The organism is Alishewanella sp. HL-SH05 (assembly GCF_052655985.1).
Genome location: NZ_CP199753.1, coordinates 1748027 through 1770653 on the forward strand (window position 1 = coordinate 1748027; position 22627 = coordinate 1770653).

The 22627-nt window shown below is 43.3% G+C and carries 13 protein-coding genes and 1 tRNA gene; 2 read left to right on the forward strand and 12 right to left on the reverse strand.

What is annotated here, in order from left to right; genetic code table 11:
* Window positions 1-123: 123 nt before the first annotated feature.
* From ACUJFL_RS08015 to ACUJFL_RS08025, 3 genes are all read right to left on the reverse strand, one after another.
* Window positions 124-2697: an EAL domain-containing protein gene (locus ACUJFL_RS08015; RefSeq protein ID WP_445428936.1), complete on the reverse strand. Its 2574-nt coding sequence runs from the start codon at window positions 2695-2697 to the stop codon at window positions 124-126.
* Entirely contained in the window at window positions 2694-5561 is a 2868-nt protein-coding gene (locus ACUJFL_RS08020) for a CheR family methyltransferase (RefSeq protein ID WP_445428937.1), read from the reverse strand. Before ACUJFL_RS08020 ends, ACUJFL_RS08015 begins: the two co-directional genes overlap by 4 nt.
* Window positions 5562-5701: 140 nt before the next feature.
* Window positions 5702-7258 carry a methyl-accepting chemotaxis protein gene (locus tag ACUJFL_RS08025; protein ID WP_445428938.1) on the reverse strand — a complete coding sequence of 519 codons (1557 nt, stop codon included), beginning with the start codon at window positions 7256-7258 and terminating at the stop codon, window positions 5702-5704.
* Between the two features lie 211 nt (window positions 7259-7469).
* Here ACUJFL_RS08025 and ACUJFL_RS08030 point away from each other — a divergent pair, with 211 nt between their 5' ends.
* Entirely contained in the window at window positions 7470-7802 is a 333-nt protein-coding gene (locus tag ACUJFL_RS08030) for a helix-turn-helix transcriptional regulator (RefSeq protein ID WP_445428939.1), read from the forward strand.
* 352 nt (window positions 7803-8154) lie between these two features.
* Here the strand turns inward: ACUJFL_RS08030 and ACUJFL_RS08035 are convergent, their stop codons facing one another.
* The 7 genes from ACUJFL_RS08035 to ACUJFL_RS08065 all read right to left on the reverse strand — a co-directional run bounded on the left by ACUJFL_RS08035 (window position 8155) and on the right by ACUJFL_RS08065 (window position 17117).
* Window positions 8155-8760 (reverse strand): tyrosine-type recombinase/integrase, encoded by a 606-nt coding sequence (locus ACUJFL_RS08035; protein ID WP_445428940.1) that lies wholly within the window; start codon window positions 8758-8760, stop codon window positions 8155-8157.
* A gap of 326 nt (window positions 8761-9086) precedes the next feature.
* Window positions 9087-11960 carry a tyrosine-type recombinase/integrase gene (locus ACUJFL_RS08040; RefSeq protein ID WP_445428941.1) on the reverse strand — a complete coding sequence of 958 codons (2874 nt, stop codon included), beginning with the start codon at window positions 11958-11960 and terminating at the stop codon, window positions 9087-9089.
* 22 nt (window positions 11961-11982) lie between these two features.
* A protein-coding gene (locus ACUJFL_RS08045) for an IS3 family transposase (protein ID WP_445427347.1) occupies window positions 11983-13133 on the reverse strand; the annotation gives its coding sequence in 2 pieces (ribosomal slippage) (window positions 11983-12893 and window positions 12893-13133; 1152 coding nt in all).
* Between the two features lie 42 nt (window positions 13134-13175).
* The gene (locus tag ACUJFL_RS08050) at window positions 13176-13616 is read right to left on the reverse strand and encodes a hypothetical protein (RefSeq protein WP_445428942.1); all 441 of its coding nucleotides are present in this window, start codon (window positions 13614-13616) and stop codon (window positions 13176-13178) included.
* Complete coding sequence (locus ACUJFL_RS08055) at window positions 13586-16066, reverse strand: hypothetical protein (RefSeq protein WP_445428943.1); 2481 nt, start codon at window positions 16064-16066, stop codon at window positions 13586-13588. Before ACUJFL_RS08055 ends, ACUJFL_RS08050 begins: the two co-directional genes overlap by 31 nt.
* Entirely contained in the window at window positions 16063-16677 is a 615-nt protein-coding gene (locus ACUJFL_RS08060) for a hypothetical protein (protein ID WP_445428944.1), read from the reverse strand. Before ACUJFL_RS08060 ends, ACUJFL_RS08055 begins: the two co-directional genes overlap by 4 nt.
* Before the next feature lie 363 nt (window positions 16678-17040).
* Window positions 17041-17117 (reverse strand) — tRNA-Val (locus ACUJFL_RS08065).
* A gap of 273 nt (window positions 17118-17390) precedes the next feature.
* Between ACUJFL_RS08065 and ACUJFL_RS08070 the strand changes: the two genes are divergently transcribed.
* Entirely contained in the window at window positions 17391-20240 is a 2850-nt protein-coding gene (locus ACUJFL_RS08070) for a prolyl oligopeptidase family serine peptidase (protein WP_445428945.1), read from the forward strand.
* Between the two features lie 27 nt (window positions 20241-20267).
* On the opposite strand, the gene ACUJFL_RS08075 is transcribed toward ACUJFL_RS08070, so the two are convergent.
* Together ACUJFL_RS08075 and ACUJFL_RS08080 are read right to left on the reverse strand one after the other, a co-directional pair.
* Window positions 20268-21281 carry a DUF3080 family protein gene (locus tag ACUJFL_RS08075; RefSeq protein WP_445428946.1) on the reverse strand — a complete coding sequence of 338 codons (1014 nt, stop codon included), beginning with the start codon at window positions 21279-21281 and terminating at the stop codon, window positions 20268-20270.
* On the reverse strand, window positions 21253-22626 hold the full coding sequence (locus ACUJFL_RS08080) for an MATE family efflux transporter (RefSeq protein ID WP_445428947.1): 1374 nt from the start codon (window positions 22624-22626) through the stop codon (window positions 21253-21255). Before ACUJFL_RS08080 ends, ACUJFL_RS08075 begins: the two co-directional genes overlap by 29 nt.
* Between the last annotated feature and the right edge of the window lies 1 nt (window position 22627).

A 22627-nucleotide genomic window follows, 5' to 3' on the forward strand; every position in this document is an offset into this window, starting at 1 on the left:
AATTATCGGTCTATTGGGATAATTGTCCTTGATGAATGTTGACCGATGACATGCGTAAATATTTGAGCTGCCTTCAAAGCCGTATGCCCTAACAGCTCTCGGAATAGAACTTAAACAGACGATTTAAGGCTCTCCCCCCAGCATTAATTGCAATGAATCCTCAGATAACGGTCGAGATAAGTAATAACCCTGCAATTCATTACACCCCAATACTGACAAAAACTGCAACTGCTCCTCGGTTTCTACCCCTTCCGCTGTGGTACTGATATTCATGCTGTTGGCTAGCAATACTAGGGCACGGATGATAACCTCATCATCCTTATCCTGACCGATATCATTAACAAAGGAACGGTCAATTTTTAAGGTGTCAATGGGTAAATGCTTAAGATAAGCCAGCGAAGAATAACCGGTCCCAAAATCATCCAATGCGAAGCGAACCCCTACCGTTGCCAATCGCGCCATTAATAACGCCGCCTGCTGCGGTTTTTCCATCGCGACCCGCTCTGTTAATTCCAGTTTCACCTCGGAAAAGGGTATGCCTGTTCGGTCAAGGATGTCTTGGATACGTTGCTCAAAACCCTGCGACCAAAGCTGCACTGAGGAAATATTCACGCTGCAGTACAAGGTTTTATTGAATCTTTTATTTAGGCGTAAAACAGTCTGACAACTCTGCTCCAAAACCCAGTCGCCTACATCAATAATCAAACCTGATTCTTCCAACAGTGGAATAAATTCATCCGGAGGTACAGCCCCAAACAACGGGTTAGTCCAACGTAATAAAGCCTCTACGCCAGCTATATCAGGTGCAGTTCCTGCGCTAAAAATGGGTTGATACACTATAGTGAACTCTTTTGCCGCTAACGCCTGTTTCAGTTGACCCTGCATAGCATAACGGCGTTTTACTGCATCCATCAGCTCAACGGTAAAATGTTTATGAGTGGCTTTGCCTGCGTGCTTAGCACTGTACATGGCCAGATCGGCATGCTGCATGAGTTCTGCATAGCTGATCCCATGCTCCGGATAACTTACCACGCCAACGGAGGCTGTTACAAAAAGCTGATGCGGATGTATCAAGTAAGGTTCGCCAATAACCTGAACCAGCTGTGCAGCTTTTTCTTGTGCTACGTCTGCCGGTGTCCCCGCTAACAACACAATAAATTCATCGCCGCCTAAACGACAAATTAAGTCAGAACTGCGAAACAAACCATTAAGTCTGGCGGCAACCTGAACTAATAAATCATCGCCAATATCATGGCCATGAACATCATTAATATCTTTAAAGTGGTCTAAGTCCAGATAGAGCAATGAGAAGATTGTTTTCTCATGCTGCGCTCGCTTAAGAAGCGATTCAATGCGATCCCGTAGCAGCAGTCGGTTGGCTAGGCCTGTTAAACTGTCATAGTAGGCGAGTCTCGAAATATGCGCTTCCCGTGCCTTAGCCTCAGATAGATCGGTAACAATGACTAAATAGTTACGAAACTCGCCTTCTTTCGGCACCCGCGATAGCCTGATCCAAGCTGGAAGTTCGCTGCTATCGATATGTTTAGCCAAGACTTCACCTTCCCAAAATCCTTCCGTTGCCAAGCGGCTTTTTATCTCAAGTTGTGAGTCATCCTTTAACGGCACTTTCAAAAAATTTGCCAGATTTTGATTCGTTGCAACACGCTCTGTACAGCCAAATAGCAAACAAAAACTCTGATTTACCTGTGTGATGTTTAAAGCACCATCCGTGATCACAACAGCTTCAGCGCCCTCGCTAAATACCTGCATGGCAGTTTGCAACCGGATCTCTACATTCATCTTGTCGGAAATATCCGTGGTAATAAATCCGGCTCCGGTAATAACACCCTGATCATTTTTAAGCGGGAAACCACTGGTTTGAAAAAACTTGTTTTTATCTTCTACTGTATAGTGATATTCATAAGTAACCGGGATGCCTCTGATAAACACGGTATCGTATATACTCTGTAACCGCTGCACCGACTCTTTCGGAAATATATCCCGCACATTAACCGTATTTGCAAATTGTGGTTGCAGCTTATGCAGCTTATAAAAGGCCCGGTTTGCAACTAACAAATTAAAGTCACTATCAATAGCAAAAATTAACGCATGACTGTTATCCAACATGGTTTTAAACAGCACACGCTCTAACTCAATCATGGTTTCTCTGGTGACATCTTCGAGAGTCAGAATGACATGAGCATCCAGCTGATTATTTGTTGGTAACAAAGCCAGATTAACCCGGCATTGCTGACGGCGTTGCCGTTGCACCGCGAGTTCAATCAAGGACTGATGTTGCGTGACGGTTTTACTACCATCAAGTTGCAGCTTGTCTTGTAGCCAGATCCCTGCATCCTCGGTTAAAAATCGGAAGACACTGCTGCCAATTAATCTCGGTTTGGTCGTGGCCAGCAGTTTTACCGCCAGACTATTTAAATCTTTAATAACACCTTGTCGGTCAAGCAAAATATTGGCAACAGGCTGCAGTTGAAACAGCTGCGAATAATGCTGCTTTTGCAGCTGCAGGGCTTGCTGAGTTTCTAACAATTGCTGATTTTGCATTTCCAGCTCTGCCTGATAAATTTGCAGTGTCTCCATCAGTTTATCCTGGGAAAACTGCGAGGGACTGGCAGCAAAAACCTCATGCTGGTTTTTCACCAGCTCCTGTAACTGCTTGAGACGAGATTCATCATTCATACTATTGGCACTTCATAACTATTGGCCTCAACATAGGCCGTGATATTAAAATGACTAACTACCGCACTGAATTTAGGATGTTCCATGCTTTTAACATGCATCACAAACCAGCGGGGTTCTTGTGGAGAGTGACATGGATAAACCAGTGTGAATTGTGGTGAGCTACCTTCAATCACCGCTTTTAGCCCTGCGGCGGCCTTGACTGCCGTTTCATCTTTCGCCTGCTGGCAAACACTCAGATAGTTGCTACCAAGCCCCGTATGTCTGAGTTCCGGGTCGCCATTTGCTTTGGCAAACTGCTGCCAGGCACGATTTACCAGTTGAATCGCCCCTGTAGCATCCAGCACCGCGATATGCTCGGGTAAGGCGTTAATTACAGTTTGTAGATCAGCTGAAACTTTTAAAGCCGTGATATCGACAAAACTTACCACCAGGCCCTTCGCGTCGGTTAATTTAACCTGATAAGGCAGCATCCTAACCAAATAAATATGACCATTTTCAGCAGTCACTTCTTGCTCTAATCCCAAGCCACTTTGCAAAGTTTGCTGCAAATGTTCCTGCCACTGTGGATAATCCAGTAGATGGACAATCTCATCGATGGGCCGTCCCAGATCGCTGTCACGGATTTTGAACAGCTTCTTCAAATCATGGGTATAACGTCTAATAACCAGCTTCTCATCCAAAAAGACAGTGGCAATGCCAGAGGCGCGAGACATGGTATCGAGATCGGCATTCGTTCGTTGCATAGCCAAGACCTTTTCATGGTACTCGGCATTAACGGTGTTAAGCTCTTCATTAACCGATTGCAGCTCTTCATTGGCACTTTGCAACTCTTCATTGGATGCCATCAACTCTTCATTGGTAGCCTGCAACTCCTCATTAGCGGTTTCAAGCTCTTCAATTGTGGCCTGTAAATTTTCCCGAGTGGCTTGCAGTTCCGTTTCCAGCAAACTCATACGCTCGGTAATTTCTTCGTCCAGATGCACATAGCCTAGCTGAGCAGTAGTTTTAGTCACTGATTCAATCAAACTCACCAGATAAAAACTGTCTTTTGGCAAACTTTCAACGGGTAACACTTGAACCATTAACAATGTTGATTGATGCAAGGCGTCTACTAATACTGGCTCAGATAAAAAGGGCCGCTGCTCCTTTCGGGCTTTGTATAACAAGGCTGTTGCCACCGGGATCAGCTTTTCTGGCAGTAACTTGGCGAGAGTTAAATCGGCTGCGCCTTGTTTTACCCGGATAAAATCCTGCACGCCACCAAAAAATTGCGAAACCCGTCCTTCGCTATCAACGAGTAAAGAGGGGGGAGCAAAATGTTGGATTAACAGATTTTTACTTATTTCCAGGTGAGATTCCGATAGCTGCTGTTTCGATAATTGCGCAAGCTTGCGGCTACGATTTGATAATAAAGGCTTGGGCTGAGCGGCTAACAGCGTAAATTCGCCAGGTTGCGATATGCCCTCGCGGCGGAATAATTTCAGTTTTTGCGAAACAGTCGAAAAATCCGAACCGTCATTTCCCAGTGACTCACTGCTCCCCAATAATAAATACCCCCCCTGATTGACTGCAAATTGCAGGCGGCTTAATACCCGTTGCTGTGCATCTTGGGCAAAATAGATCAAGACATTTCGGCATAACACTATATCCATTCGGGTAAAGGGGGCATCGGTAAGCAGATTATGTCTGGCAAATACGATAGATTGTCGTAGGATAGGTTTAACCTGATAGCCGGCGTCTGTCTGGTCGAAGAACTTTTCTAACCGTGAAGTCGGAATAGTATTCACTAATGACTTATCAAAATGTCCGGTGGCAGCAGCTTCAATATTCCGGGGATTGATATCCGTGGCAAAAATCTTGATTGGTAGGAATTTTTGTTGCTGTTCGCACGCTTCCAGCAGCAACATAGTAAGGCTGTAGGCTTCTTCACCGGTTGATATCCCCGCAACCCAGCAGCGAATACCTTGCTGCGCCTCAGCACGTTTTACTAACTCTGGCAAAACTTCCGCTGCCAGCATTTCCCAAACTTCAGTATCGCGAAAGAAACTGGTCACCGGGATCAAAATTTCGTTCACCAGCATCGCCAGTTCTGCTTCATTTTGCAGCAAAATTTCAAGATAACTTTTTAGAGATTGAACATGTTGAACCTGCATCCTGCGCTCAATACGACGCTCAATGGTGGCTGGCTTGTATTCATGAAAATTGATATGGCTATATTGTTGCAACAAACTGACAATATCCTGCATATCGTCATGTGGAGCCGATAAAGCATGAGTTTCTGGTACTTTATGCTTAATTAGACCTGTTTCAGTTTGCTGGATAAAGGATGACACTTGTCCGGGCATCTCTGCTGCTTTAAGGATCACATCGACGATACCGGTGTTGATCACGCTCCTTGGCATACCATCGAACTTAGCTTCATCCGGCTCCTGCGCGATAACAAAACCCCCTTCACGGTGAATATCTAAAGCGCCCTGACTCCCATCCGAGCCCGTACCAGAAAAGATCAGCGTAATCGCCTTTTGCTTAAATAAGCGCGCCGCAGAATGCAAAAAAATATCAATCGGTAACGAAAACTGATGCGGCGTTTTTTGCACCACTTTGAAACCTTTTGACTCTAAAGTGATGGTGGTGCCAGCCGGGATCAAATAAATAGTATTCGCCTCAGGCTGCATGCCTTCCTTTACCATAACAACTGGCATGGCGGTGTAACGCGCCAGTAACTCATCCATAATGCTCTTATAATCGGGTGATAGATGCTGAATTACGACGTAAGCGCAGCCTAAATCCGCGGGGCAATGCTTAAAAAAAGCTTCCAGCGCCTCAAGCCCCCCGCTGAAGCACCGAGGATCAATAACCAATCCGGCTTATGCTGCGTCAAAATTCACTTCCCTTAATATAAAAACTCAATGATCCTAAAGCCTAGCTGAGTTGAAACGCATAACCACTGCAGTCTTTGATACTAATCAAAAACAATATAAATGGTTATTTAAACGCTGCTTTAATGACGGAATCGTAAAACTAACTCGTGCATTTCATCTGACACACTTTTTAAATAATGAATAGACTCAGTTAGTTTTTCAGCATTTGCGGTGGTTGAATCCGCGAGGTTAGATATATTGACGACCTGTTGATTAATATCCTCCGCAACATGCGACTGCTCTTCTACTGCTGCCGCCATTTGAATTGACATGTTGGCGATCCGCCCGACAGCATCAGTAATTCCATGCAACATCTCCCCACTTTCAATAACTTTCTGCAAACCGGCATCGGCGTCCTGAGCACCTGTTGTAGCAATGTCTACCGCGGCTGCCGCACGCTGAGTTAACTCATTGACGATATGATAGATTTCCTTGGTAGATTGTTGTGTTCGATAGGCCAGGTTTCGTACCTCTTCGGCCACGACAGCAAAGCCACGCCCTTGTTCACCTGCTCGCGCCGCTTCGATCGCCGCATTTAATGCCAGTAAATTGGTTTGCTCCGCAATCTGTTCAATAATCTGGGCTGCTTGGGCAATTTTTTCCGTTTGATCAGCAACATCCTTAACAGATAGCCCTATGCCCTGCACCGTCTGCTGCAACTTCAAGATAGCGTGATGTGTATCCGTAGATACTTTCGTCCCTGTGGCCGAAAGCTGTGCCGCTCGCTCCGCATCCGTTGCCGTATCAGATATATGTTTTGATACCTCAGCAATGGTTGTGGTCATTTCATTCATTGCCGTAGCAACCTGAACAGTCTCGGACTGTTGATTCTGAATAAAGCGAGTCGTTTCCTGGCTCAACATCACTCCACGTTCAGACTCCTTGGCAACCCTGGATGCGGCATTTTCTATCCGGGTTACCACCGTATTTAAATGCGCTAATTGGCTTTTGATCGCTACCTGCAATTTGCCTAAATCGCCTTGATTATCTGTGTAGGTCTGAACCCCGAGTTCATGAGAAAAAGCAGAGGAAAGCATCGTATTGAGCTCACTTAACATCCGCTTCTTACTATTAGCTGTCCAAACCGCGTACACCAGAACGACTAGAGCGAGCAGGGCCTCTGAAGTTTGTTGAAAACCGCTTAAAAACAATGTCACTACAACAGCTAGAGCTAGCAATAAAAAGGTATTTTCGATACTCAGCGGCAAGGCGAAGCCGCCATTTGATTTTCCTTGTTGGAGCTTTTGATAGACAGTTTCTGCGCGAAGGACATCTGCTCGGTCAGGACAGGAGCGAACTGATTCATACCCGACCACACGGCCATTTTCGGTGATGGGCGTTACATAAGCATCGACCCAATAGTAATCGCCATTTTTGCAGCGGTTTTTTACCAGCCCCATCCAGGGCTTGCCCGCCTTTAAGTGCGCCCACATGACTTTAAATGCCTCAGCTGGCATGTCCGGGTGTCTTACCATGTTATGCGGCTGACCGACTAATTCTGCTTTCTCAAAGCCACTGACTTCAATAAAAGCCTCATTACAGTCGATGATCAAACTGTTCAGATCGGTTACAGAGATTAATTTAACGTCTTGCGCAAAGCGTTTTTCATTATTAGTCACAGGTAAATTCTGCCGCATGCAAGCACCTTAAAGCCTTATATTTATTATGGATAAATGCAAATCTATGCGCTTTCTAAAATCAAACTAGACCTTTCTGAATTAGAAAGCAATGATGCAACTCAAAAAAACAACCTTAAACGTCATTATTTTTTGATTCGAAAAACCCTTAACCTAGTAAGGCTTTTCAGGCATTATTAGCAATGATTATCAATTAGCTGAGTTTTAGCCTATGGAACGTTTTACATTATCAAGGCGGGTTGGGCGGGCAATTGCAAAGCTGAGAAAATGCGAGGGCTTGACACAAGCTAAATTGTCTGAGCTAATGAAGGTAGAAAAAGAAACTTTAAGCCGGATAGAAACCGGTAAAATCTCCCCTACGCTTGAGCGTATTGAACAAATTGCTCATATCCTGAATCGCCCTGTTTATGACTTTTTTGTAGAGCCAGAGGAATGCGACGTCGAAAAATCCGTGTTTGAGTTTTTTAAGACGTTGACCTCTTCTCAAAAGCAATTTGTTCATAAAATGGTACGGGAAATAGCTAAACTGAGACACGAAAATTAACAAAAAGATATTCTGCTGATTATTCAAAGCTGACAGTTTCGAAAATAGCATTAGCATTGTAGTTTGCTTACCTTTACTAACTAAAAGCGCATGAACGTTACGTAACTCATAAGCTGCCATCCCCTGAAAGAGTCAGGTGTGTCAAGTTAACTGACTACTTTCCTTAATTTATATTCGACTAAAAGTAACAAAATCTTCACCTGTGGCCTGACGATCAGCCTGATAGCTTAGTCTGACAAAGAGGCCGCATGCTGCGAGACAATTCTGGCATTGTCAAAAAACAGAAATAACACACTCGCCTTAACTCTAAGCAACATTCATAGCCATTTGAAAATCTTTGCCAACACAAAAGTTAAACATCCAAATTTTCTGCTGCTTCAAGAGCATCTTGCATATCAATACCCAAGTACCGCACTGTGCTCTCAATTTTCTTATGACCGAGCAACAACTGAATAGCGCGCAGGTTTTTATCCCGCTTATACAAAATCGACACTTTGGTTCTACGCATAGAGTGGGTTCCATACTGGCTGCTATCCAGGCCAATTGAGCTTACCCATTTATGCACCAGCCGGTCATACGTTCGAGTGCCAAGGTTCTGCACCCTATGCTTCCGTGATGGGAATAAATAATCAGTAGAGTTTAATTTAGCGTATGCTATCCATGTGCGTAACGACTGACGGGTATGTGCAATTATCTCAAACATCACCGGCGTACCGGTTTTTTGCTGCACCACACTGGTACGAGTCAGAATATCGCCAGAGCGCATTACATCCGAGACTTTCAATGCGACCAAATCACAACCCCGAAGCTTAGAATCAATCGCCAGGTTAAAAAGAGCCAGTTCCTTTAGGTTGTTGGCTATTTCCAGCCGGGCACGAATAGACCAAATCTCTTGTTGGCGCAGCGGCGCTTTTTGGCCGATGATCTTGACTTTGTTCCAAGGTATGCGGCTTTCCATGATAATTCCTCTATGTTTTACAGTGACATCAGGTTATCGACTAAGTAGCGGAAAAAATAACCGCATTTGATTTTCGATTAACAAATCATAGCAAACTGGGCACGACCAGCTTTGAAAGGTAATTGAGGTTAGGGTTTGATTAACATGGTTGAGCAAGTAAACGTCATCGAACACACTTGGTATTTGCTAAAGCAATGGCCGCTATGCACTTTAGAGCAGTCATTGTTGTTAGTTTCAGTGAATATCCGCTTTTGGCACATTGTGAAGATTCTCTTGACTTCCCACTCTTAGACTGGTGATTATTGAAATAAATCATGACCCTAAGTTTAATTAGGATTATTTTCTTTCAATTTTTGCCAAGAAAACCATAAACATAACACCTTAATTAAATTTGCCAAGCTTTTGTCTCTTGTGTCTATTTGATTGTGGCTGGCTTTATTTAACCGTTTTTGTGAAGTTAAAATTCTTACTTCTAACAATGGATTGTTTTTATATAAAACTTCTTTAGATTGAATGAGCTTGACTGTTATAGGTAATTTGTCAAAATCTTGTTGAGAAACTTTGCTGGTGAACTGAAACAAGCTCGCACATTCAAATGAAGCTGCTTTAAGGTTTATATGTTTAACAAGTTTGTTAATCCAATCTTCAGCGGTTGCTGCGACAAATTGCGCATCTGCAAAATTACCACGCCTCAATTTCTGCGAGTCAGTATGGTTTGCAATTAACAAACGAAAAGCGTGTTGCTGAGGCGGTATTTTTAATTGATGTGTAAGCTTTAAAAGTTCAGCTGCTTTTATCACACAATCTGTTCTTGGCAAGAAGCCCTTTCCAGGTATCATAATTGAAATAAGATCTTTAATAGCCTGCTGATTTAAAGCGTTCACGCCATTCTCAAATTCTAAGATCTCACACCATGCCACAACGTTGTTAGTACACTTTTTAGTTAAATTGTTAGCCTTTATTTTAGTGAAAAGCGCTTTGTACTCTGTTCTTGTTGCGGTGACTTGATAGCACTGGATTAGTTTTTCAATCTCGGCAGGGGTGAGCTCAAGACTGCTTGCTATTGCCATTGCTGATAGCGACTTTTCATGTAAGATCATAAAATTTGCAAGTTGAACTAATGAGACTTGCTTAGTTTCTGTTTCAACCGCTACTGCTTGATGTTGTCTTAAAATCGGCAAACTTGATTCGATAGTGACATTTTTTGTGATTTGCTCGTGGTTTAGTAACGTGGGTTGCTGCAACAATGAAACTGACTTTTTCAGTTGCAGAGGATGAAGACTGATCACCTTCGCATGGTAACCAAAATGTTGAATAAGCAAAGGGCGGCTTAATTGGTAGTTCTTGCTGAGAAATAAATAAGAAAATACATCAAGTAGATGCAGGTAACTTCCACAGGTTGTTTCAATTGATGAATGTCCAAGCAAGTGACTTAACACAAACTGTTTTTTTCTAGATAGTGCAAAAGTTAAACCTAACCGCTCTTTTAATGCTACTGCCACCTCTTTGCTTAACCAACGATGGTTCAAAAATGCAATGTGCTGAGCTTGATGCTTTTTATTCTCTTCGAGGAAGTTTGTAGAACATATTGCTGGCAGTTTTTTCTCTGATTGATGAGCATGTAACAGCCAGTACATCCAATTAGCATAAGAATGTCGAAGATGATGAAAACGAAAGTTTGGTTCAGCAGTTATTTGCCTTAGCAAATCTGATAATTGAGTAAACGCCTTACTTACAATGACTTGATCGGCAAAAAGTGCTTGATCAATTCGGCGTTCACTTAAGGCGCTCTCAACGAAGTATTGCAAAAACTTAATTTCTTGCTCTGGCCAAAATGGTGCTAATGGCACATTCCGAGCACTCTGAGGTGACTTAAGCTCTCTTTGTAGATTTCGCCTGACATGAACTTCTGAAAGTTTGCCATTAATTTGTATATCTCTCAGTTTCAGCTTAGCCGCTTCTTGACGGCGCAAACCACTAAAAAATCCTAAACAGAATAATAGACGTGCTGTTTGAGACGTTATATCTGTTTGAGCCTCGAAATGTTGAAGAACGATCTCCGCTTCATGACAAGTTAAAATATTTGCATCAACCTGTGTTTGATGGCTTGGAATATCAAGTTCGCTCAGTTCAAACTCTGGCGCTACTTTAGTTTGTAAAAGGTAATTCGCAAAGTAACGGACAAAAACTCGACGCGAAGGTGATTTTACAAGTGTGATGACTTTGTTCAGTGCTTCGATCCAATCATCGGGTTCGGTTAAGTCATAATCATCATTTGTTAAAACGGTAAGAATTGGTTCTGCAACACTTATCAGATAATCATTAACTGTACTTTTTCGAATTACTCTTTTTTTACTACCCCCAAGTTCAAGTAGTGTTACACACCAGCTAAGTAACAGATGTGACCAAGGATCCGCTTCAAAATTGCCATCTGTTTCTAACCAGTTTTTTAATGCTGTTTTGTGTTGAGTGGCTGCTTGTTTTTCGCTCTTAAAATAACTACTGGTTTTTTCTTTTATGAATTTGAGTTTGTCTGACACTTTTGGATTAACCGGATACTTGCTCGTTTTCTCTCCGAGTAATGCTGCTTTATTTCTAATTAGCACTCTTTGTTGTCTAATTGTTAGCTTCAATTCATCGTTTTCGATAGCAATAGGATGGAGTTGAGGTGAACCACTCGCCACCCTTAACCAACGATGATGGTTCAGCGGTGAGAATTTAACTTTACCGGCTAACAGTCTTGCCTGCATGGGAGAGGCTTTTAACGTGAGATGGATTTTTGCCGCTTCTTTTAACTTAGTAAATTTGTTGGTTATTAATTGCCTGCTTGGATCTGCTTTAGTTAGATAGGCATTGATGCATTTCAGTAAGTTAGTTGCTTTGTCATTACTTTCTTGCAATGCCCAAACTTCTTGCAATGCCCAAACTTGTTGCAATAGCAGTTGAGCTGTCGTATCTAAAAATATTCTTTTATCATTATGCTTGAAATAACAAAGCGGATTTAATATTACAAAGTGATCTACTTGCGCAGTTATGATGTGTTGCAACAGTGCTTGTTCAGTTACTCCAAGACGAAACATGAGCCACAATACAAGGCGGCCAGCGCCTTGCTGGTAATTTTGCACTGAGGTTGGGTGGACCATTTCTGTTGTAAGTAATTGATCTATTTTTTCAGCATAGTGTGCTCTAAGCAGTTCCACTGCTTGGACTTCCCAGCTTTTACTAGACAGTCTGTTGTTCCAAAAAATACGTTTCTTCAAATTTAGCAGGAGAAACGCCGCCTGTGTGTGAATGGCGCTTTTTAGGATTGTAAAACATTTCTATAAAGTTAAATATCTCGGTTTTCGCTTCGTCTCTTGTCGAATATATCTTTTTACGCGTCACACGCTTTTTTAAAGTCGCAAAAAAACTTTCTGCTACGGCGTTATCATGACAATTGCCTCTGCGGCTCATCGACGGTTTCAAGTTATGCTCTTTCATAAACGATAAATAATCAGCACTGCCATATTGGCTGCCTTGATCGCTATGCACTAAAACTGAGTGTTTAGGCCGTCGTTGATAAACTGCCATCAGTAAAGCTTGAATGACTAAATGTTTATCCATGTTTTTATCCATAGACCAACCCACAACGCGACGTGAAAACAAATCGATGACCGTTGCTAGGTATAAAAAGCCCTCATAAGTACGAATATACGTGATGTCACTTACCCAAGCGGTGTTAGGTGCAACGGGTTTAAAATCGCGCTCTAACACGTTATCCGCTATCCGTGATGGCTTGCCACCTTTGATATACCGTCGCTTGTAGCCTATTTGGGCTTTTAATCGATTCAATCGCATAATTTTAGCCACACGATGAACACTACAGGTTTCACCGGCTTCTCGCAGATCACGATGTATCCAGGGGCTGCCATAAGTGCCGCCACTGGCAATATAAAACGCGTTAATCCGCGTGAGTAAACGCTGATCTTCAATAGTTCGCTGACTCAACGGCGCTTTTAGCCAAGCATAAAAACCACTGCGATTGAGCTTCAGAACACGACACATGGCTAAAACGGAAAATAATCGCAGATGGTCACGGATAAAGGCGTACTTCACTCTGGCTGACTTGCAAAGTACCTTGCGGCCTTTTTTAATATGTCCCGCTCCTCCGTCACTCTTTTAAGCTCTGCTTCTAGCTTAGCAATGCGAACAGAGTCATTTGACTTGGGGCGCGCAACAACCTTGTTGCCACTAAGCTGGTCTCGCCAGTGGTATAACGATTTAGTTGAAATACCCAAACGTTCAGCCACTTCCTGAACAGAATAACCACGATCAGTGATTTGCTTTACTGCTTCAATTTTAAACTCTTCGGTATAACGTTTACCTTTGCTCATAAACACCTCTAATTTAAGTTACATTGTAACTGTTAAATGTGTCTAGCAAAGTCTGGGAAGTCCAGCTGTTAAACAGGGCATATCGCTTTTTACAGTCACTAATCGAGGGATTGTAGGGGCACTTATGTCGGTGTGTAACTTCACATAGCGAATAAATACTTCCAGTAAATCTAGCTGAATCGCCCTAATGCCAGCTTGTTTGTTGAGGCTTCTAATATAAACCTGCAGGCTATCCTCGGTGATCGTATTGTTGTATTCATCGATTTTTAAAGTGCGAGAAGCGCGATTAATAAGATCTTCTACATCCTTTGAATAGTCATTTTTAGAGAGTTTTTTTTGAAGCGATGGACTTACATCAAATCCTAAACTGGTATTGTGATCTGTTAGTAAGCTTTTGACCTGTTTTTCAAATGTAGTCCAAAACGTTTTTCTCGTTTTATTTAGGTAGTGTATTAAACTAACAATGTTGGAACTGCTTGCCATCCTTGCTCCTGCAACATTTCGTCAATTATGGGGGTGAGCAGGTTTATTGCTTCGCTTAACTCAAATGAAGAATAATCACCAAGAACTGCTTCACCTGTTGACCAATGGCCTAGTTGAAAGTTAATTAATTCGGAGGGAAGTTGCTTCTTTAGCAAGTAACTTCTTAAAACATGTCGACCAAAATTAATCGGAAATTTGAAACTCTTTAACTTTGCCTTAAGTGTTTTAGGTGAAATAGCTATGAATTGAAGCTCATTTTTTTTCATTTTCAATTCAAAAAGAGGTCCTGGTAGCCTAATGTTGTTTTTGACACTTCTTAATAAAACTTGGTTTTCACCAAAGCTATTTAGAAGTGCAATTCTCAATTTGTCGATGGCAGTGTGAATGTGTTCGCCAAGCTCTGGTTTTAAAATAATGATCAGATTACACAGTTTTTCGATATGATTTTGATAGTCGTTTAATTGTTGTGCCAGAATTGAACCTACAGCAACAATTCGAGTATTAGTGAAGTCTTCGTCGTCTTTGTCACTTATTACCATGCAGTGATAGTGAGGTAAAAATAAACTCAGCAACGGGAGAGGATTACGTACCGCTCGATAGCCTGTCGCAGCTAGTAACATCATCGTCGTATAAGTAACATAATGATTGTGATAATTAATCAACGCATCTATTGATTGTTGCACCATTGCTTTGTTTGCAGTGGAAAAAGGACTTGCTAATCGTCCAGTTAGTTTATTTAACTCAGCTAGGCTTGGTATTACTTTAGAGCCAATCAATAGTGGCTGCGCAGTTGAAAGGGGAGTTACTTCTTGAAAAGTACCTAGCCCCTCAGGTAATAGCCAGTCTGGATCTATTTGGTTTATAGTGGTTTTAACGTCATGCCAAAACTTATTAAGTTCTGCAACGATATTGCTAATCGGTATTTGAGAGTAAAAACGTGTGACTCTGGTTTGATAACTATATCCGCCAAATGCATATAATAAAATGACCGGATCTTGCTGACCAACCGCAATAATTCTGTGCAAACAAAAGTGTTTAATTTTATCGATACTTAAACTGATCTGCGTTTTTTTTGCAAATAGCTTAAGTAAATTATGAATTTCTTTTTCTATAGATTTTTCAGTCAATTTTTTAGGTAGCAACAGTCGCTCATCTGCTTCAGATAGTGTTTGTAGTTGTTTTAAGAGAGGCAGCATAAAGTGAGGTAAACTTAAAGCTACATGCATGGGTTTTGCATCTGTGGTAACCGGCATAATGATGAATTGCCAGCCAAAAAGGTTGTCGCGATAAAAAACACCTTCTTTAGTTGCTGAATTAAACATCATGGTCAGTTGTTCACTTAGACTACGACCAGTAACCAGCATGACCCAGCAGCACCAAACAGCGACTTGCCTTTTCTCAGGTTTCTCGAGTACCTTAAAGGGGTTAAGGTATTTAACTAATTCAATCAGCTCATAGGGTTGAAGCAAACTTTTATCCAGTAAATGACCATTATGCGCACGCTGCAACCTGTTCGAAATATCGAAAACTTGATACATTTTCTTATGTTCATCGAGTACTTGCTCAACCAACTGTGCTCTGGTTTTTGGCCTAGTCAATTTTTCAGGATTACGGACTTCAATCACATTTACATCTTGAGATAAGTCATCAGGTAATATGCCTGTATCCTCTATTGTTTTTAGTTCTGAACTGTCTCGTTTGTGAATACGCAGGGAGGCATCATTTGGTATAGGAAAACTGACATCAAAATGTCGCTTACCAAAACTGAGCCTTTTGCTGTATTTGCGTGTAGTACTTTCTCGTGGTTTCCAGTCTAATAAATAAAAGTGTGCTAACTGTCTGATATAATTGCGTGTTTTCAGTTGAAAATTTTCATTACTATCGAGCATATTAAATAATGCTTTGCCTTTCCCTTGGGAAGATCTTGAACGAACTATCTCTGTAGCATCAAACTCCTCTGGGTTTTGTAGTAAAAGCCTTAAAGCACCTGAAGCTTCTTTTAATCTAGAACTGGTTAGACAGGTTTCAGATTGTTTTTTGTTTTTATTTGTCCAGTAGTGAGACAAAAAAGACACAAGCAACCTATTGGTAGGTACATTTTTGATGATTTTTGAATTAGCAGAATATTCAAATAAAAGTGCATAGATAGGCTGATCATTACACCAGCCATTTTGTTTGTGTCTGTTGGTTAACGACGGGTATTCTTCTTTTAGTTCAGTGATTGATTTGCTAAGTTCACTGAATGCCGCATCCGAAATTTTTAAAAACGCTGCCAAATCTCGAATTTCACTTTTTACAATACTTATTGTGTTACTGATAAAATATAAACCCCGCAAGTTTTTAGGGACATCTATACGCTCAATAAACTCAGTCGGAATGATTAAATCTGGCGAGATGTTACTTTCTTGCTGTTTCTCTCTAAAGACATTGATATTCAATTCTTGTTTCATTTGTCACCGTTGCTGACAAAACGTTTATTGGTGACATTAAGCCATGATGCTACTTTGGCTTTACTGGTTAGCTCAGGATAAAGCGTTAACCATTCTTGAGATTGAAAAATACTGTTAGCCCCTTTGGGTTTTTCTATCCAAGCTTCCAAGTAACGCATTACCGTTTTAAATTCTGTTATATGAGCGTCGTGTAAAAATAGCCTTGTAAAATCATGCAGTGTAAACAGCTTGATGTACTCTTCAGGCAGAGAATTATTTACCACCAAAACAGGAAAACTACAATTTTTATCAAGATGAGCACTGAGTAATCTTTGATAAGTAATTACACCGCCAAAAATATCAAAACGTGGCTTTTTTTTACTGCTGTATTTTGCTTTCATGGCAATGATGGGATTTTGAATTGCTTGAGCTCTGAGTGCACCAACAGAAAGCGCGGAAGAATTACTGTTGGACTTGTATAACGTTACAACGTTTGCAGAAAGCAACAGTTGTTCAGTAACTTTTGACAATTGCAGTTGTGATAGTGGCAGATGGATCAGCGTCGCTGCAGATGCAAGATGAGCCGTAAAGTCAGCATAGTTTTTGAATGTTGGTGTTTTAGTGTTGGCCAATAAATGCTACTCCTTTGCCGCATGTTATTAACTCATCCTAAATCAAAATAAACATAAGATAAATTTTTTAAGCAATTTTGTTTGTGGTTTTAAAGGCTTAATTTTGATGGTGTTTTTCTAGGGTAGGGGTCAAAAAAGATAAACGTCAAACAATTTTTGCGAGGGGCGTGGTCACCATTTGGTCACCGTTTGGTCACCGATCGTGTTTTTGGGCCTAAAAAGGGTAAAAGCAAGAGTGGGTGATCACTGGTTAAAAATCACACGCTGTTTTAATTTTTTGTCTGTTAAAAACAAAAATGAATATATTCAAGGCCATAAAAACAAAAAAGCCACTCAATGAGCGGCTTTTTTGTTTGAATTCTTTGGTGCGTCCTAGTGGACTCGAACCACCGACCCCTACCATGTCAAGGTAGTGCTCTAACCAGCTGAGCTAAGGACGCACACTGAGTGGTTGTTGATAACTGTCATCGACAACGGGCGCTATGTTATTGCGCTAGTGGCCTGTTGGCAAGTGTTTTTCTGCCTGTTTGATGTGTTTGGCTGAAATTTAGCCGTGTTGGCCTGCGGTGGGCGCTATTGTAGGGTCATTAACCGCACATGGCTTGGAGTTGGTCGTATCTAGGGTGGTGCTCAGGCTATGGCTTGCCACAACGTTGTTGGCTTGTGGTAAGTTTTAACAAAATAAAACGATAAACACCGTTATTGAGGGTTCTATGTCTAATACTGTTCGCGGCTTTAGCCGCCTGGCTGGCTGTTTTCTGCTGGCATTTGCCAGTGTCGCCTGTAGCCAGTATCAAAGCACTACACCTATGGTGCGCGGCGATGTTGCAACCTCGGCTGTGATCCAATCCAGTCAAATCAGTACCGCCAATCTTAAACCGTTAAGCCTGAACGATATCATGCAGTTTCGGGAGATTAGCCAGCGCCAAGTCAGTAAAAACCAGCAGGTGATGCTTTATACCGCCATGCCGGATTTTGGTGATAGCACCGGTTATGTGGTGCACATTGCTTCAGGTCAGCAGTTTAGTGTACCCAATGCCGATCGGGGCCAAGTAAGCGCCAATGGGGCTTATGCTTTGTTTCGCCAGCAAGCGCCGTTATTAGCCCGTGAACAAGCCGCAGATAAAAAAGCTCGCGATGCGCTTGAGCAAAACGCGGTGCTTATTAATACCGCCACCGGCGAAAGTCAGGTGATTGCCAATATTGACCGTTTTGCTTTTAGCGGTGATAGCCACTATGCGCTGTTACTGGTACGTAAAGCCGACAGCAAAGACGAGACGCAAAGTCTACAAGCGCTGCATTTAGCCAGCGGCAAGCTTACAACCTTAGCGCAGGTGACAGACTTTGCTGCAGCTGAAACCGGGCCCTTAGTGGCATGGGTTGTTCAGCAGGCTGATAAGGCAAGCAAGCAGGAAAAAGATACTGAGAGCGCTGCTAAGCAAGCACTGATTGTCTGGGACAGTGTCTCCAATCAGCAATTTGCTGCTTTAGCTCACGCTGAGCAAAAACTGCAACAGCTGCAATTTAATCAGCAGGGCACGCAGTTAGCGTTTTTCTCAGGCCCAACCAAAGCGCAGCTGGCTGCCAGTAAGCAAGCAGAGGCGGCGCAGCAATTATGGCTTTGGTCAGCAGGTACAGAGTCAGCACAAGCAGTGAATACTGCGCGTAGCGGCTGGCTATTAAGCGAGCATTATGCCCCGCGCTTTAGCAAAGATGGCCAGCGCTTGTTTGTCGGGCATCGGCCGGATCTGGGCAAGCAAGCGGCAAAGCCGGGCTTACCGCAAACCGAAGCTGAGCTGTATGACATTAACCGTTTACTGGCCGAACGGCGCTTGCAGGTATGGCATGGCGAAGATGAGCGGATTAATAGCCAACAAAAGGCCGAGTATAAAGAAGCACAAAAACGTACCGTCCCTGCGGTGATTTGGCTTGATAACTTAAAGATGGTGGCGTTAAGTGATGATATCGAAGATCGACTGCGCTTAACCGAGCACAGCAACGCGCAGTTAATCAGTAATGACCGACCTTATTTAAAACAGCTGAGCTGGAATGGCCGTTTGCATGATATGTGGCATGTAGATTTAAAAACCGGCAAACGCCAACCGGTGTTTAGCGAGAATCGCAGCCAAGAATGGGCGCATTTATCGCCCGATGGTCGCTTTGTTGTGTATTTGCAAGATGCGCAATATTGGCTATTTGATAGCCAAACCGGCCAGCAGCAATTACTGGGGGCAGACGTTAACGTATCTTGGGTCGATGAAGAAAATGACGTACCGATGCCAGCGCGCAGTTATGGCGTAGCGGGCTGGCTTGCCGATAGCACAGCCGTGTTGGTGTACGATCGCTTCGACATTTGGGCCTTGGCTTTAGATGGCACTAGCCAAAACCTGACTAAGCAGGGCCGCGCTAATCAGCTGCAATACCGGGTAGAAAAAACCGATGAGACGCTTGCCTTCGCGCCAAACGCCACCCTGTTATTGGCCATGTATCACGAAGAAAACAAGGGCTATGGTTTTGCCAAGTTTGAACTGGCCAATGGTACGCTCACCACCTTAATACAAGGTGCAAAGCGCTATGACTTTGTCGAAGCGTTAGAGCAACAACAACGTTACCTGTTTACTGAGCAAAGCTTCCGGCAATTCCCGGATCTGTGGCAAGCCAGTTATGACTTTAGCGAGCGCCTACAGTTAACTCATGTCAACCCGCAGCAAAGCGAGTTTATTTGGGGTGACAGCCATTTAATTGACTGGACTACCACCGATGGCGAGCGTTTACAAGGTGTAGTGTTAACGCCTGATGGTTATGATGCCAATAAACGCTATCCGGTTATGGTGTATTACTATGAGCAGTTTTCACAGCGCCTAAACCATTATAATCAAATGAAAATTAACCACCGGCCGAATTTTCCGTTTTATTTAGGCCAAGATTATGTGGTGTTTTTACCGGATGTACGCTTCCGTGAGGGCGCGCCAGGGCCAAGTGCCACCGAGTCGTTAGTGCCGGGCGTGCAAAAATTGATTGATTTGGGCATTGCAGATCCTAAAGCCATTGGCTTACATGGCCACAGCTGGTCTGGCTATCAAACCGCCTTTGTGGTCACTGAAACCGATATGTTTGCCGCAGCGGTATCGGGTGCACCGGTGTCGAATATGACCAGTGCTTACAGTGGCATTCGTTGGGAGTCAGGTTTAGCGCGGCAGTTTCAGTATGAAACCGGTCAAAGCCGAATTGGCCCCTCGATGTTTGATAATTTAAAACTCTATATTGATAACTCGCCGGTGTTTTTTGCCGATCGCATTAACACCCCGATGTTAATTCAATTTGGGGATGACGATGGCGCAGTGCCATGGGAGCAGGGCATTGAGTATTATTTAGCGCTGCGCCGCCTTAATAAGCCGGTGGTGATGTTGCAATACGAAGGTGAGCCGCATCATTTAAAGCAGTATGCCAATAAAATTGACTACACCATTAAAATGCTTGAGTTTTTTGACCATTATTTAAAAGGTAAGCCAGCACCCCAGTGGTGGCAACAAGGTATGCCTTATCAACCTACCAGTAAATAACCTGCAACAACCTCAAGCTAAGTGTGCTTAGCTTGGGGTTAAGCCTACTGGGCATACTTTATTAAGCTCTTGATACCATCCCACGTGCGCTAACAATAAACGTTGTAATTGCTCTGCTTGCTCTAAGTAACGCTGCGCTAACACAGGATGCAGCGCCGTATCTTGGTACAGTTCATCTAACAGCGGCCAACTTTGTTGCTGAAAGCGGCTAAGCTGCGCAAGATAGGCTTGGATATCGCCGATAAAAAACTTACGAAAGACGGTGGTTAATATCGCTAACTGTTCGGTATTGCGGTTATTGGTGCACAGTGTGCTCGGGGCGATCTGCTGTAATTTGGGGTTAATTGCCACAAACCAACTGCGGGTATAACGCAAACTGTATTGCAGTTTTGACAGAAAATCATAACGATATAAACTTTCTAGCGCGCGCTCAGGATCCATTTGGCTGGCGCGTTGCCAATCTTTGGCATTGATGGCATGTTTCAATTCTACTAGCAACTGTAAAGCGGCCAAGCTTTCGTTAAAGCCACTGCTATCATTGGGCGCGAGCATGCTGTCACTGTTGTGCCAACGTTTGCGCAAGGTGTCATCGGTTTGCAGCATGTTTAAAAACACGCTGTTGATTTGGGCGAGTTTCTGCTGATAAACCTCCGTTATTTGTTGTTTTAATGGCTCAGGCCAATCTTGCTGATCGCAATCAGCTAACACCGCCAGTAAACGTAATTCGTAGTTAAGCCGTTTACTCACGCTAAATACGCGGCCCATGCTGCTGTTGCGCTCGGCAATGAGCTGATCTAAGCCACACTGGCGCGTTGCAAACGCGTCTAAAAGATCCATGCGTAAATCAGGTTGCGGCACCAGTAGGCTATTTTTGGCAGGTAACGGAGCAGTAGGTAAGAGCGAGATGTCCGCTTTGTCTAAAGCCAACACCCGAGTTAAACGTTGCTGATAATCCGCGAGTTCCGCTTTACCTGCTGGCTTGCTGCAGCCAAGTAAAAGTGTGGTAGCAACACTAAGCAGTAGCCCCTGCGTTATGTTCATGTTCCATCCTGTTTAATTGTTTGCGTAACACGAAACCTAAGGCAATGGCAGAAACCGTTAAGCCAACAATAATGCCGATCCAAAAACCATGTGCGCCCATCGGTTCAACCAACCAGTTGGTTAAGCCTAGTACGCAGCCAAGGCCAAAACCGATTGGCCAATAGGAAATTAGCGTGATAAAAAATACCGGCATGGTAATTTTCATGCCGCGTAAGGCGCAAGACGACACCACTTGGATGGCATCTGAAAACTGATAAAAGCTGGCTAAAATTAATAATGAGCTGGCCAAGGCTATTACCGCAGGATCAGGCGAATACAAGGCCGCCACGTGCTGGCGCATCAATAGCGTAAATACAATGGTGAGCAGCGACAGCAACATGGACAGGATCAACGCCGAGCCAATGGCTTTTTTCAGGCTTTGTAAATTTTGCTCGCCAACTAAGTGCCCGACGCGGATGGTGGTGGCTAAACCCAGTGATAACGGGATCATAAAGATAATCGAGCTGTAGTTATGCGCCACCTGATGACCAGCGACGATCACCGGCCCCAAATGCACAATCATCAGCGGCACACAGGCAAATAAGGTGACTTCAAAGAAAATAGACGCGGCAATGGGCGTGCCGATACGAAAGATTTGCCATTGTGCTGGCCAATTTAATTTTAAACTGGCTGGCCAGTGCCGATAAGGCCGAGTTGAGCGGCTAAACCAACCGTAGCAAAGCATGGCCAAAAACATCGCTAAAAACACTAAACTGGTGGCAATACCACAGCCGGCCCCCCCAAGCGCGGGCATACCCAATTTGCCATAAATAAACACGTAATTGGCGGGGATATTCACTAACAGGCCCACAAAGCTGATCCACATACTGGCTTTAGTATTGCCGAGGCCTTCAAATAAATTACGCATAACAATGTAACCAACAGCAGGAAACAGCCCAAAACTAACGTAGTACAGGTATTGCAGGGTCTTGGTTTGCAGTTCGCTTTCCATGTGTAATTTACTGATGGGAATTTCAGCAAACAGCATCAAGATAAACAATAATGCCGCGAGCAGTAAACCCAAATAACTGGTTTGTAACGTATAGTGGCTGACTAAGCTGGTTTGTTTGCTGCCAAAAAACTGGGCGATAATCGGCGTTAACGCCAGCAACAAACCTTGTAAGGTCATCACAATCGGCAGCCATAAGCCTGACGCAACCGCAATGGCGGCCATGTCGACAGCACCGTAACGACCGGCCATCACAGTATCGACAAACATCATTAAGGTTTGCGTGACTTGTGCCAGAATGATCGGGCCGGATAATGTTAAAATGGTTCTGGCTTCAAAGCGGGAAAAAGGTAACATG